General features: G+C 38.1%; 12 protein-coding genes and 1 other annotated feature (1 of these 13 cut by a window edge). Of the genes, 10 read left to right on the top strand and 2 right to left on the bottom strand.

The genetic code is table 11. The annotated features are described in order from the left end of the window. Nucleotides 1-84 precede the first annotated feature (84 nt). A complete protein-coding gene (lon, locus tag ACWNMY_RS04905) occupies nt 85-2,406 on the top strand; it encodes an endopeptidase La (protein WP_449537158.1) in 2,322 nt (773 codons plus the stop codon). Next, entirely contained in the window at nt 2,407-2,994 is a 588-nt protein-coding gene (gene yihA, locus ACWNMY_RS04900; protein ID WP_449537157.1) for a ribosome biogenesis GTP-binding protein YihA/YsxC, read from the top strand. 70 nt (nt 2,995-3,064) lie between these two features. Here yihA and ACWNMY_RS04895 read toward each other — a convergent pair whose 3' ends face one another. Then, a complete protein-coding gene (locus tag ACWNMY_RS04895; protein WP_449537156.1) occupies nt 3,065-3,550 on the bottom strand; it encodes a LiaI-LiaF-like domain-containing protein in 486 nt (161 codons plus the stop codon). Between the two features lie 286 nt (nt 3,551-3,836). On the opposite strand from ACWNMY_RS04895, the gene hemA reads away from it, so the two are divergent. From hemA to ysxE, 8 genes are all read left to right on the top strand, one after another. Further along, nucleotides 3,837-5,189 (top strand): glutamyl-tRNA reductase, encoded by a 1,353-nt coding sequence (hemA, locus tag ACWNMY_RS04890; protein ID WP_449537155.1) that lies wholly within the window; start codon nt 3,837-3,839, stop codon nt 5,187-5,189. Between the two features lie 17 nt (nt 5,190-5,206). After that, the gene (locus tag ACWNMY_RS04885; RefSeq protein ID WP_449537154.1) at nt 5,207-6,040 is read left to right on the top strand and encodes a cytochrome C assembly family protein; all 834 of its coding nucleotides are present in this window, start codon (nt 5,207-5,209) and stop codon (nt 6,038-6,040) included. A gap of 17 nt (nt 6,041-6,057) precedes the next feature. Continuing rightward, on the top strand, nt 6,058-6,990 hold the full coding sequence (hemC, locus tag ACWNMY_RS04880) for a hydroxymethylbilane synthase (protein WP_449537153.1): 933 nt from the start codon (nt 6,058-6,060) through the stop codon (nt 6,988-6,990). Next, nucleotides 6,990-7,790, top strand: coding sequence for a uroporphyrinogen-III synthase (locus tag ACWNMY_RS04875; RefSeq protein ID WP_449537152.1), 801 nt, complete (start codon nt 6,990-6,992; stop codon nt 7,788-7,790). Before hemC ends, ACWNMY_RS04875 begins: the two co-directional genes overlap by 1 nt. Continuing rightward, on the top strand, nt 7,791-8,777 hold the full coding sequence (hemB, locus tag ACWNMY_RS04870) for a porphobilinogen synthase (protein ID WP_449537151.1): 987 nt from the start codon (nt 7,791-7,793) through the stop codon (nt 8,775-8,777). Between the two features lie 71 nt (nt 8,778-8,848). Continuing rightward, on the top strand, nt 8,849-10,138 hold the full coding sequence (hemL, locus tag ACWNMY_RS04865) for a glutamate-1-semialdehyde 2,1-aminomutase (RefSeq protein ID WP_449537150.1): 1,290 nt from the start codon (nt 8,849-8,851) through the stop codon (nt 10,136-10,138). Nucleotides 10,139-10,277: 139 nt separating this feature from the next. Next, the gene (gene spoVID, locus ACWNMY_RS04860; protein WP_449537149.1) at nt 10,278-11,531 is read left to right on the top strand and encodes a stage VI sporulation protein D; all 1,254 of its coding nucleotides are present in this window, start codon (nt 10,278-10,280) and stop codon (nt 11,529-11,531) included. Between the two features lie 346 nt (nt 11,532-11,877). Then, a complete protein-coding gene (gene ysxE / locus ACWNMY_RS04855; protein ID WP_449537148.1) occupies nt 11,878-12,891 on the top strand; it encodes a spore coat protein YsxE in 1,014 nt (337 codons plus the stop codon). A gap of 270 nt (nt 12,892-13,161) precedes the next feature. Here ysxE and ACWNMY_RS04850 read toward each other — a convergent pair whose 3' ends face one another. Continuing rightward, nucleotides 13,162-13,356: a hypothetical protein gene (locus ACWNMY_RS04850; RefSeq protein WP_449537147.1), complete on the bottom strand. Its 195-nt coding sequence runs from the start codon at nt 13,354-13,356 to the stop codon at nt 13,162-13,164. Nucleotides 13,357-13,558: 202 nt separating this feature from the next. Then, nucleotides 13,559-13,700 (top strand) — a binding site (T-box leader); it runs 87 nt beyond the window's last position.

Here is a 13,700-nt window from a genome sequence, read left to right as displayed (position 1 = left end):
CAACGAAGAAATTCGATGTGTCATTTTTACCGGACTTTTTGAACATCTACTTTAAGAACTATATTCAATTTTGAGGTGTTTACAATGACAATAAAAAAGGAAATCATTGTTCCCCTTTTACCACTACGAGGATTACTCGTCTATCCAACAATGGTTTTGCATTTAGATGTTGGCCGTGACAAATCAGTGCAAGCCTTGGAAAAGGCAATGGTAGAAGAACATATCATTTTTTTAACAACCCAAAAGGATGTTTCAATCGACGATCCTACAAAGGATGATATATATAACATAGGAACATTAACACAAGTCAAACAGATGCTTAAGTTACCAAACGGTACGATTCGCGTGCTCGTCGAAGGTCTTAACCGCGCCGAAATCAAAGAAATCTATGACAATGATACGTATTTTTCGGTTAAGGTAAAGAACTTTGAAGAAGATGAGACGAAGGATGTTGAAACAGAAGCTCTGATGCGCATGATGCTTGAGTATTTTGAACAGTACATAAAACTCTCTAAAAAAATATCTGCTGAAACATACACATCTGTAACAGATATTGAGGAGCCAGGCAGAATGGCAGATATCATTGCCTCTCATCTTCCTCTGAAACTAAAGGAAAAACAAGAAATTCTGGAAACCATCGATGTACGTGACCGGATGAACAAAGTAATTACGATTATCAATAATGAAAAAGAAGTGCTAAGTTTAGAAAAAAAGATTGGTCAACGTGTGAAGCGATCAATGGAGCGAACTCAAAAAGAATATTATCTACGAGAACAAATGAAGGCCATTCAAAAAGAACTCGGAGATAAAGAAGGAAAAACAGGAGAGGTTTCTTCCCTAAAAGATAAAATTGAAGCTGCAGGAATGCCAGAGCATGTAAAAACGGTAGCGTTAAAGGAATTGGATCGTTACGAAAAAATACCTCAAACATCTGCAGAAAGTTCAGTTATACGAAATTATATTGACTGGCTAATAGCTTTACCGTGGACAAAAGCTACTGAAGATTCCTTAGATATCCACCGTGCTGAGGAAATCCTTGATAATGATCACTTTGGTCTAGAAAAGGTAAAAGAAAGAGTACTTGAATACTTAGCCGTGCAACAACTTACAAATTCTTTAAAAGGACCGATTTTATGTCTTGCAGGGCCTCCTGGAGTGGGGAAAACATCCCTCGCAAAATCCATTGCAAAATCACTAGGTAGAAATTTTGTTCGTATTTCCCTTGGTGGTGTTCGTGATGAATCTGAAATTAGAGGTCACCGAAGAACATATGTAGGGGCGATGCCTGGTCGTATTATTCAAGGAATGAAGAAGGCAGGGACGATCAATCCTGTATTCCTTTTAGATGAAATTGATAAAATGTCGAATGACTTTAGAGGAGATCCATCTTCTGCTATGCTAGAGGTACTTGATCCGGAACAAAATTTCAATTTTAGTGATCATTATATTGAAGAACCATATGACCTATCAAAGGTTATGTTTATTGCAACAGCAAATAACCTTGCTACGATTCCAGGGCCATTAAGAGATCGAATGGAAATTATCACGATAGCAGGCTACACTGAGCTTGAAAAGGTTCATATTGCAAAGGACCATTTGTTACCAAAGCAAATTGAAGAACACGGATTAACAAAAGGGAAACTGCAAATTCGTGAGGATGGTCTTCAAAACATCATTCGTTATTACACAAGGGAAGCCGGAGTGCGTGGTTTAGAGCGCCAATTGGCAAAAATCTGTCGTAAGGTTGCAAAAATTATTGTTGCGGCAGAGAAGAAACGTGTTGTGATAACTGATAAAAATGTAATTGACTTCTTAGGGAAACCTATTTTCCGATATGGCCAAGCTGAAATCGAAGACCAAGTTGGTGTGGCTACTGGGTTAGCGTATACAGCTTTTGGCGGAGATACGCTATTCATTGAAGTTTCTGTGGCACCCGGTAAAGGCAAACTTGTTCTTACAGGTAAGCTCGGAGATGTCATGAAGGAATCTGCACAAGCTGCTTTTAGTTATATTCGGTCAAAAGCTGTGGAGCTAAAAATTGATTCCGATTTTAATGAGAAAAATGATATTCATATTCATGTTCCAGAAGGGGCAGTACCGAAGGATGGACCATCAGCGGGAATTACAATTGCAACAGCACTTATCTCTGCCTTAACAGGAAGAGCCGTTCGTAAGGAAGTTGGAATGACTGGTGAGATAACGTTAAGAGGCCGTGTCCTTCCAATTGGTGGACTAAAGGAAAAATCATTGAGTGCTCATCGTGCAGGATTAACTAAAGTGTTATTTCCAAAGGATAATGAAAAAGATTTAGATGATATACCGGAAAGTGTAAGGAATGATATGGAGTTTGTTGCAGTATCTCATTTAGATGAAGTATTGGAACATGCGTTAACAGGGGAGAATTAAATGAAAGTAACAAGTGCAGAAATCATAATTAGTGCCGTAAAACCAGAACAGTATCCAGATACGCCATTACCAGAGTTTGCGTTAGCTGGGCGTTCAAATGTTGGGAAGTCATCATTTATCAACAAGATGATAAATCGTAAGGCTTTAGCCCGAACATCTTCAAAGCCAGGTAAAACACAAACCTTGAACTTTTATTTAATAAATGAAATGCTTCATTTTGTAGATGTTCCAGGTTATGGATATGCGAAGGTGTCGAAGACAGAAAGAGCAGCATGGGGGAAAATGATTGAGACATATCTAACAAATAGAGAACAGTTAAAAGCACTTGTTCTCATTGTTGATTTACGTCATCCTCCAACAAAAGATGATGTGTTGATGTATGATTTTGTGAAGCATTATCAAATACCAGTAATCGTCATTGCAACAAAAGCAGATAAGATTCCAAAAGGGAAATGGGATAAGCATTTAAAGGTGGTTCGAGAAACATTAGAACTTGAACCAGGTGATAAACTCATCAAATTTTCTTCAGAAATCGGCCTTGGAAAAGACGAAGCGTGGGCAGCTCTACAATCATATATGAACGACTAAACATTATAAGGTATTTCCTACACGTTTAAACCCATGAGTTTCTCATGGGTTTTCGTCATGTTGGTATATTTTACTTTTTCTTAATGAATAATAAGTAGAAACCGATACCTACAAGGAGAAGGGGCCAATAGTTCAAAATAAATGAAAAACCACCTTCTATAAATCCTAACCAACTCATAAATCGATTATAGTTAAGAAATAATAGCGAAACAAATAATACAACGACACTATGGATTAATCCATTTTTTGTTTTAAAATAGGTAAGCAGTAGGCCAACGCCAATAATAAAGAGTAAAGTTCCAGGTTGTTTCGGCCAAAAGGAAAGTAGATTAATGCTATGGAAATGAAAACCAAACCCAACAAGAATAACACCTGGTAAAATACTACTAGGATTGTTTTCTCCATATGCTTGAACAAGAAACGCTATCCCGGCAATCGTAACGAGTGTTTGCCAAGAAAAAAAGCTAGTAAATAATGGAATGTTTAACTGTTGAAGTAGAAGATAACAACCAAACCCTACTAAGATGATGCCAGAAAAGATATTATTTTTTTTCATAGAATCCCCCGTGCTAGTTACTTGATTTGACGCTGTTTTTTTGTTAATGTAACCATTGAAGTCTAGGTGACTTATCGCATGTAAAAAGACTTACTTTATTTGTAATTATTTATAAATTTCTATTCATAATCTTAGCACAGGTTGTCATAAACTGTTCATACTTTTTTCGAATATAGTTCTATTTGTACATGCTATAATAGTAGTAGTTTTTGTGAAAGATTATTGAACAAATTATGTCATGTTACATTCGTCAGTGATAAATATTGAAAAGATGGGGTGAAAGAATATGCATACACTAATGGTCGGATTAAACTATAGAACAGCCCCTGTTGAAATACGTGAAAAACTTACTTTTGAACCGGATAGTATCGCTGCGGCGATGAAAGTACTAAAAGGGAAGAAAAGTATATTAGAGAATATTATTGTCTCAACATGTAATCGTACTGAAATTTATGCTGTTGTAGACCAGTTGCATACGGGACGTTATTATATAAAGGATTTTCTTTCTGAATGGTTCGGGATTACAAAAGAAGAATTTACTCCGTACTTAACTATCTTTGAAGATGAAGGCGCAGTAGATCATTTGTTTCATGTTACCTGTGGATTAAATTCGATGGTAGTCGGTGAAACTCAAATACTCGGACAAGTTCGTTCGAGCTTTTTATCTGCTCAAGAAGAGAATACTTCAGGAACTGTGTTTAACCATTTGTTTAAACAATCAATTACACTTGCTAAACGTGCTCATTCCGAAACGGAAATTGGGTCAAATGCTGTTTCTGTTAGTTACGCAGCAGTCGAACTTGCCAAGAAAATATTTGGAGACCTTGCATCAAAGAACGTACTGATTTTAGGTGCTGGCAAAATGGGTGAATTAGCTGTACAAAACCTTCATGGATCAGGTGTTGGAAAAGTTACAGTGATGAACCGAACATTTGAAAAAGCTCAAAATCTTGCAGAGAAGTTCCAAGGAGAAGCAAAATCAATTGAGCAACTTCAATGTGCGTTAGTCGATGCTGATATTATGATAAGCTCAACAGGTGCCAAAGGCTATGTTATCACAAAAGACATGATGCAAGACGTAGAACGAATGAGAAAAGGTCGTCCCTTGTTTATGGTCGATATCGCTGTACCGAGAGACTTAGATCCAGGACTTGCTGATTTAGACAGTGTCTTTTTATATGATATAGATGATTTAGAGGGTATTGTAGAAGCAAATATTCAAGAGCGTAAGGTTGCTGCTGAAGCAATTGAGCTTATGATTGAAAGTGAAATTGTTGAATTTAAGACGTGGTTAAATACACTGGGAGTAGTTCCCGTTATATCGGCGCTTCGTAGTAAAGCATTATCAATTCAGGCTGAAACAATGGAAAGTATTGAGCGGAAGCTACCAAATCTTTCTGATCGTGAGAAAAAAGTGTTGAATAAACATACGAAGAGTATAATTAATCAGTTATTACGTGATCCTATTTTACAAGCGAAAGAACTTGCTGCACAGCCAAATGCTGAGGAATCTTTAGCGTTATTTATGAAGATTTTTGATATTGAAGATGCTGTTGTTTCAGAAACAGGTTCACAAAAGGAACAGAGTAATATGAACTTTGTAGTAGCTGATCGAAAGCAGCCTTCTCTACAGTCATAATGAGAGGAAAATCGTAAATGGTAGAGATGAACGTAATGAGATTACATGAGTTTACAGTAATCCTCTATGCCCTTAGTGTCCTACTCTATTTTATAGACTTTCTTCATAACAACCGGAAGGTAAATAAGTTTGCCTTCTGGTTACTTGCATTTGTATGGGTAATTCAATCGATATTTCTACTTACAAAACTGATAGATACGGGAAGGTTACCGTTACTGTCCATGTTTGAAGGACTCTATTTTTATGCCTGGGTTCTTATTACATTTTCGTTGATCCTTAATAAGTTTTTACGAGTAGACTTTATTGTATTTTTTACTAATCTATTAGGATTTTTCATCATGGCGTTACACACCTTTGCACCTGGTCAACATGGTTCAAGTGCAGTCGAAAGCCAGCTTATTTCAGAATTACTGATGATACATATCTCAATGGCCATTCTTTCATACGGAGCATTTTCTTTGTCATTTGTTTTTTCAATCTTGTATTTGATTCAGTACAATTTGTTAAAACAGAAAAAGTGGGGAAAACGTCTACTGCGAATGAATGATCTCTCAAAGCTTGACCATATGTCATATGTATTAAATATCATTGGCGTACCAATGCTGTTATTGTCTCTTATATTAGGAGTATTGTGGGCCTACATTAAGGTAGAGAATTTTTATCTCTTCGATGCAAAGGTACTAGGGTCCTTTTTTGTGTTGCTTATCTACGCTTGGTACCTTTATAAAAGAGTTGTACAAAAGCTACAAGGAAGAACAATTGCATATTGGAATGTAGGGGCGTTTTTGCTTCTACTTGTTAATTTCTTTTTATTTGGAAGCTTATCGCGGTTTCATTTCTGGCATACATAAGAAGTAGGAGGATTATTATGCGTAAAATAATTGTAGGGTCTCGAAAAAGTAAATTGGCTATCACACAAACAAACTGGGTTATCAGCCAACTGAAAAATTTAGGTGCTCCATATGAGTTTGAGGTAAAAGAAATTGTGACAAAGGGTGATAAAATCCTTGATGTTACGTTATCAAAGGTTGGAGGCAAGGGCCTTTTTGTTAAGGAAATTGAACAAGCTCTTTATGATAAGGAAATCGATATGGCAGTTCACAGTATGAAAGATATGCCTGCTGTATTACCAGAAGGGTTTGTTATTGGGTGTGTTCCCAAACGTGAGGATCATCGGGATGTCATTATTTCAAAAGATCATGTGTCCTTTGATAAGCTTCCGAGTGGAGCGGTTGTAGGAACTAGTAGTTTACGTAGAAGTGCACAACTCCTTGCGAAAAGAGACGATATTGAAATTAAGTGGATTCGTGGAAATATTGATACAAGACTTGCGAAGCTTGAAAATGAGGACTACGATGCGATTGTGCTAGCTGCTGCTGGTTTAAAGCGTATGGGATGGTCTGATGATGTAGTATCAGAATACATTGAGCCTGAGGTTTGTTTACCAGCGGTAGGTCAGGGAGCTCTTGCGATTGAATGTCGTGAAGATGATGCCGAACTCTTGATGACACTTTCAAAATTAAATGATGAATACACACAAACCACAGTTGCTGCTGAACGTGCTTTCCTTGATAAGATGGAAGGCGGCTGTCAAATCCCGATTGCAGCATATGCGACTATGTCTGAGGACAAGGAAATTGCTTTAACAACATTAGTAGGTTCACCTGACGGAAAGACTATTTATAAAGAGCAGGTGTATGGAACAGATCCAATTAAAGTTGGTCATGAAGCGGCCAAGAAATTATCCGATCTTGGAGCAAAGAAACTAATTGACCAGGTAAAAGAGGAGCTCAATCAGTAATGGAGGCAGAAAAACCTCTGTTGGGGAAAACTGTGTTAAATATGAGGGGGAAAAGGCAGGCTGCTGATTTTTCGCATAAAATCATTGAAACAGGAGGAATTCCAATCGAAATTCCGTTACTTGCGTTTCAAAAACCAACAAACACGGAGTTTATATTCCAAACAATTAAAGAGCTTCACACGTTTGATTGGCTCATTTTTACTAGTAAAAACGGAATTGACTTTTTTTTCGATTTTTATGCTCAGGTAACCGAAGAATCAGGTGTGAGTCCTCCTTTTCCTAAAATTGCAGTTGTCGGTTCGAAAACGGAAAAAGCTCTACTTGAAAAGGGACATAGACCTGATCTTGTTCCAGATGAATATATAGCAGAGGGTTTGTTCGAAAGTTTAAAACCATTTGTGAAACCAGGGAGTCGCTTTTTACTTGCACGTGGGAATTTATCTCGTTCCTACTTAGTTGATGAATTGACAGTAAAGGGTGCCGAAGCTGTTGATTTAATTGTCTATGATACAATTGGAGATAATGGTGATAAAGCGACACTTTGCAAACAGTTGAAAAAAGGTATTGATTTTATTGTGTTTACGAGTCCTTCTACTGTTAATCAGTTCTATAAAATGGTGAAAGACACAGACTGGCTGAAATGGACGAGCAACTCTGTATTTGCTTGTATTGGACCAGAAACACAAAAGGCAGCACTGCAAGTACATATTCCAGTCCATATAGTCCCTGAAAACTACACGATTGATGATCTGCTAGCAGAAATGATTGATTTTATTCATATGCAAGGAGGAGAAAGGTAGATGGAGAAATTACAATTTGCTAGACACAGAAGATTACGTCATACAGCAAATATTCGAGCATTGGTACGTGAAACACATCTACATATAGATGATTTAATTTATCCATTGTTTATTGTGGAAGGTGAAAATAAAAAGGTAGAAGTGTCCTCAATGCCAGGCGTTTATAATATTTCATTAGATTTACTCGGACAGGAGTTAGATGAAATTGTTGAGCTAGGTATTAAGTCTGTTATTTTATTTGGAGTACCTGATGAAAAAGAGAAAGACGAAGAAGGTACAGGCGCCTTTCATGATCATGGAATTGTTCAAAGAGCCATTGGGGTAACAAAAGAAAAGCATCCTGAGTTAGTAGTAATAGCAGATACCTGTCTATGTGAATATACTTCACATGGTCACTGTGGTGTTATTGAGGATGGAAGAGTCTTAAATGATCCTTCCCTTGATCTACTTGCAAAGACTGCTGTAAGCCAGGCAAAAGCAGGTGCAGATATCATTGCACCATCCAATATGATGGATGGATTTGTGGCGGCTATTCGTTATGGCTTAGATGAAGCTGGTTTTGACCATATTCCGATTATGTCCTATGCTGTTAAATACTCATCCGCATTCTATGGCCCATTCCGTGATGCTGCACAAAGTGCACCTTCCTTTGGTGATCGTAAAACTTATCAAATGGATTATGCGAATCGTTTGGAAGCTTTACGTGAAGCGGAATCAGATATTGAAGAAGGTGCAGACTTCTTAATTGTGAAGCCAGCATTATCTTATTTGGATATAGTTCGTGATGTGAAAAATAGTTTTAATGCACCAGTGGTAGCTTATAACGTCAGTGGTGAATATTCCATGATTAAAGCAGCAGCTTTAAATGGTTGGATTAATGAAAAAGAAATTGTAATGGAAATGTTGACCGGCATGAAGCGTGCGGGTGCAGATCTTATTATTACATATTTCTCTAAGGACGTTGCACGATGGTTACAAGAAAAATAGGTCTCTAGATTTTTGGTTCCTTCCGTCAATTTAGGAAGGGACCAATACCTACATGGAAAGGGGTTACGTTAATGAGAAGTTATGAGAAGTCAAAAGCGGCTTTTGCAGAAGCTTTACAACTAATGCCGGGTGGAGTAAATAGCCCTGTTCGTGCCTTCAAATCCGTAAAAATGGATCCGATTTTTATGGAGCGTGGAAAAGGCTCAAAAATTTATGATATAGATGGAAATGAATACATAGATTACGTCTTATCGTGGGGACCACTTATTCACGGTCATGCAAATGATCAGGTGGTTGAAGCAATCAAAAAGGTTACCGAGTTTGGAACGAGTTTTGGTGCCCCATCTCTTGTTGAAAATAAGTTAGCACAGCTTGTTATTGAACGAGTACCTTCAATTGAGATTGTTCGAATGGTTAGCTCTGGTACGGAAGCAACGATGAGTGCGCTACGTTTGGCTAGAGGTTTTACAGGACGCAATAAGATCATGAAATTTGAAGGTTGTTATCATGGGCACGGTGATTCACTACTCATTAAAGCTGGCTCAGGTGTTGCTACACTTGGTTTACCGGATAGCCCAGGTGTTCCTGAAAGTATTGCCCAAAACACAATCACTGTTCCTTATAATGATCTAGAAGCCGTTACATATGCGTTTGAGCAATTTGGTGACGATATTGCAGGACTTATCGTTGAGCCAGTTGCTGGTAATATGGGTGTTGTACCTCCACAGCCTGGATTCCTAGAAGGTCTGCGCGAGATTACTAAACAATACGGTGCGTTACTAATTTTTGATGAGGTTATGACAGGATTCCGTGTTGATTATAACTGTGCCCAAGGCTATTACGGAGTAACTCCAGATATCACATGTCTTGGTAAGGTAATTGGTGGCGGACTACCTGTAGGCGCATATGGTGGAAGAGCTGAAATTATGGAGCAAATTGCTCCAAGTGGTCCGATCTACCAAGCTGGTACGCTATCGGGAAATCCATTAGCGATGACTGCAGGCTATGAAACACTTTCACAGCTTACTCCTGAGGATTATACAGAATTTAAGAAGAAAGCAGATCGATTAGAAGCAGGATTAACTGAGGCTGCAACGAAGTACGATATTCCACTTTGTATCAATCGCGCCGGCTCGATGATTGGCTTCTTCTTTACAAATGAAAAAGTAATCAACTATGATATAGCAAAAACATCAAATCTAGATTTCTTTGCTTCCTATTATCGTGAGATGGCAAATGAAGGGGTATTTCTTCCACCATCACAATTTGAAGGACTCTTCCTTTCAACTGCTCATTCAGATGAAGACATCGAAAAAACAATTCAAGCGGCTGAAACAGCTTTTTCAAAGCTCAGAGGCTAAAAAACAGAAAAAAGACAGACTCAATTCTCACTGAGTCTGTCTTTTTATTTTAATAAATTATCATAAAAGCCTCTGTTTTATCATAAAAATTGTAATGTCATAGTAAATCTGTATAGAAGGACTGAAAGGAGGAGTAGCTGTGTCATCTGAAAACTTACGATTTTCAGTAGAAGAATCAGTCTGGTTTCAAAAGGGACAGGAAGTCTCAGAGCTCATCTCAATATCACTTGATCCAGATATTGTCATTCAAGAGCATGACCAATATGTGTCCATTCGCGGTGCATTACAGCTAACAGGTGAATATCGTATAGATGAAGAAGCTTCAGAAGAGGAAGATCGGGACTTTGCTTCCGTTCGTTTAGTAAATGAGGTCATCACACGTGAAGATGGTGTAAGTGAGCTAAACCATCGCTTTCCTGTAGATATAACAATCCCACAAAACCGTATTCAAAGCTTGGATGAGGTATATGTTTCCATCGAAACGTTTGACTATGAAATTCCAAAGCGAGGCTGTCTACAAATTGTTGCTGATCTTGCAATTAGTGGGATTCATGGCGTAACTCAACCTCCAAAAGAGGATGTAATTGAGGAAGTGACAAACGAGGAGGAAACTCCAGTTGTTGCAGAAAAGCCTGCAGAAGCAGAACCAGAGCTTGTCAGAAGCGCTACTTTTGATGATGAAGAAGAAGCACAAGATGAAGCTATAGAGGTGCATGTTAGAGCAGAACAGTCGGGACAGCAAGAAGAGGAAGTTGAACCAGAACTAGCTGAGTCCCAAGAAGAGCTAGTGTCGCAAGAAGAGCCGCAGGAAGACGTAGTGCTGCAAGAACAGGACGATGTGGTACTACATAACTCGACTGAAGAAGTGGAAACGATAGAATTTAACGAAGTAAATGAACAACAGGATAATGAAGCAGATGCAGATTTATTTGTTCCGTTTGAAGTGGAAGCTAGAAAAGAAGCCTACCAAGAGCACGATGAGGTAGAAGCAGTCGAGGTAATTCAAGAAGAAGAGGTTCAAGAAGTGTTAACACCTCAAATTGAGGTAAAAGCTAGACATGACAACTTATTGACCTTTGGCTCAGACCATAAAGAAAAGAAAAGTTCTACTGCTGTACAGGAAAAAGAAGTAGCAAAACAGCAGAGAGAAGAACAAGCAGACACAGTTAAACGAAGTGAAAATGAGCTCCTATTAACAAAGATTTTTGGTAGGGACGAAGTGGATGATCATACAACAATGAAAATTTGTATCGTACAAAACGGTGATTCCTTAGAAAAGATTTCAGAGCGCTACGAGATTTCTGTTCAACAGTTAGTTCGTGTCAATTCACTGAACACAGATTCTATATCAGAAGGTCAGCTTTTATATATACCTGTTCACGCAAATAGTTAAAACAAAAAGTAACTAGGTACGACTAAAGCACATTCTAAGTATATAAAAATTATTATTCCCCCACAAAAAATAGTGGGGGAGTTCTGTTGAATAAAGCTAGGGTGAGGGAAGAAGCCTCATCCTGTTTTTCTTATTTAACGTTGTCTAGCTCCAGGCGCCATCGGCTCTTTGGTATTAGACAATCGCTTCTGAAGGCAAAAAGCGCGTTCAGTCAGCGCTTGTCTTTTGCTTGTTGCCTAAGGCTGCGTTCCTTGCGCTTTGCTTATTAGGATGTAATAAAATCTGTCCGGAAAGAGAGTGATTGGCCTCGATGAGTAAGGGTGAACTAAGTAGAGTCGGGCCCATCTTGAAAAAATATAATTTGCTGCCATCTGCAATTGAGGATTTTGGAAAGGTAACTAAGGTTGTTACTAACAAAGGCACGTTTGCCCTAAAATCCATTTCAGATAAAATTAATCCTACCTTTTCGACTATTCTTCAACAATTATTTCAACAGGGCTTTACAAGGGCAGTACCGATTTATCCTACCATAGAGGGTAGGTATCTTGTGTACCACGATCATAAATACCATTACCTGATGCCATGGTTGAAAAATAAACCTCCAGAACAACGTGAAAATCATCAGCACGCCTTTTTTAATGAGGTTGCAAGAATGCATCTCACCACGATGAGAAAACATAAAATTAACGATGAAAAAGAGATTACCGGACACTATGAGACAATTATAAAGAAATGGGAAGAACGGAATCAGTTTTTAGAGACATTTGTTGAGTCAGCTGAGAAAGAATGGTATATGTCTCCATTTGAACTCCAATTTTGTACGTACTTTTATGAGAGTAATCTTGCGGCTTCTTTTGCAAGAACGCAACTAGATAAGTGGTATAACCTACTAATCGAGAAAAAGTCCTATAGAACAGTCTTAACGCTCAACAATCTATCAACCTCACACTTTCTTTATGATGAAAATGGAAAGGGTTATCTATCAAATTTTGAAAAGGCAGGTTATGCAAACCCAACCAATGATTTGGTTAGTCTGTATTACAGAATCTTGAAGACATACCCCGTGCTTTGTGATGACTGTCTCGAAGGGTTTAATTCTTACCAAAGCCGCTTTCCACTACGTGAAGAAGAATTCTATTTATTCCTAAGTCATTTAACATTCCCTGAACCCATATACAAATGTGTATACAATTACTCCAGGAACAAGCAAAAGAAATCTGAACGAGAGCATGTCCAAGTATTGCAGCGAGCATATTGGCTTACCAAAAATATTGAATATGTTTCTGTTAAACTTCTGGAAGCAGAACAAAACAGAAAACAGCAGGAATATCTGGAAGAAGAGGAGTCCCATACAGAATAATGTATGGGACTTCAGACTGTTGACAAACGCTAGCATACGTCGTTGCTTGCCTCGCTCGTCCGCTCATGAAGGCTACTTCTATTCGCGTCTTCGCTCGACTGCGCGCCTAGGCGAGCGCTATCAAGACAGTCTGGGATAATAATTCAATAAAGGATTTTTCATACAAGAAGAGTGTAACCAAAGTCATTTCTTACTTAGGCTACACTCTGGAATCCCATATAGAATGAAATTTTTGCATTTCACCCAATATTTTTAGGTTTGGGTGATAAGTCAAATCCAATCAAGATGGAAGGAACACGCGAGTAAAATTAAGATAGCTAAAAAGAGCACATCAAATGTTGTTGGAAGAAACACAGTACGAACCCCTTGAACAATCGTAATCGGGATAATAAATTGTGCACAAACATCTCTACAATGTCGCAACCAAGGAGGGTAGGAGTATTTTCTGAATCGACGTCTTCTCATGCTGAACTCTCCCTTCAAGAATACCTATAACTAGGATATGCTGGTCAAACTTGAAAAGTTCCACTGTTATCCAATAAATAAATGTAACAAACTTATTTGTAAGAGAATAAAGTATAAAAAACTTGGCAACCCTTATTGACGATAGGTATTGAAATTGGGTACTATTAGTAGTAGAATTTTAACAAATACAGATTATATATCGATATATACAGTGATAGGGAAGAGTACATCACTAACTCCTTCAGAGAGAGAAATCATTTGGTGTGAGATTTCTTAGGATCGTTACGATGGAAGGTCGCCCTTAAGTAGCTTTTATGAAACTAAGTAGTAAAAGCCGGTGAAGA

The organism is Ferdinandcohnia sp. Marseille-Q9671 (assembly GCF_976954385.1).
The sequence above is the reverse complement of the archived record's forward strand: the minus strand, read 5'-3'. Positions and strand labels throughout refer to the sequence as shown.

Excerpts from the sequence above, each read along its gene's own strand:
- hemL (WP_449537150.1), top strand. The coding sequence starts at position 8,849 with ATGAGAAGTTATGAGAAGTCAAAAGCGGCTTTTGCAGAAGCTTTACAA.
- hemB (WP_449537151.1), top strand. The coding sequence starts at position 7,791 with ATGGAGAAATTACAATTTGCTAGACACAGAAGATTACGTCATACAGCA.
- hemA (WP_449537155.1), top strand. The coding sequence starts at position 3,837 with ATGCATACACTAATGGTCGGATTAAACTATAGAACAGCCCCTGTTGAA.
- yihA (WP_449537157.1), top strand. The coding sequence starts at position 2,407 with ATGAAAGTAACAAGTGCAGAAATCATAATTAGTGCCGTAAAACCAGAA.
- hemC (WP_449537153.1), top strand. The coding sequence starts at position 6,058 with ATGCGTAAAATAATTGTAGGGTCTCGAAAAAGTAAATTGGCTATCACA.
- ACWNMY_RS04885 (WP_449537154.1), top strand. The coding sequence starts at position 5,207 with ATGGTAGAGATGAACGTAATGAGATTACATGAGTTTACAGTAATCCTC.
- lon (WP_449537158.1), top strand. The coding sequence starts at position 85 with ATGACAATAAAAAAGGAAATCATTGTTCCCCTTTTACCACTACGAGGA.
- ACWNMY_RS04850 (WP_449537147.1), bottom strand. The coding sequence starts at position 13,356 with ATGAGAAGACGTCGATTCAGAAAATACTCCTACCCTCCTTGGTTGCGA.
- ACWNMY_RS04875 (WP_449537152.1), top strand. The coding sequence starts at position 6,990 with ATGGAGGCAGAAAAACCTCTGTTGGGGAAAACTGTGTTAAATATGAGG.
- ACWNMY_RS04895 (WP_449537156.1), bottom strand. The coding sequence starts at position 3,550 with ATGAAAAAAAATAATATCTTTTCTGGCATCATCTTAGTAGGGTTTGGT.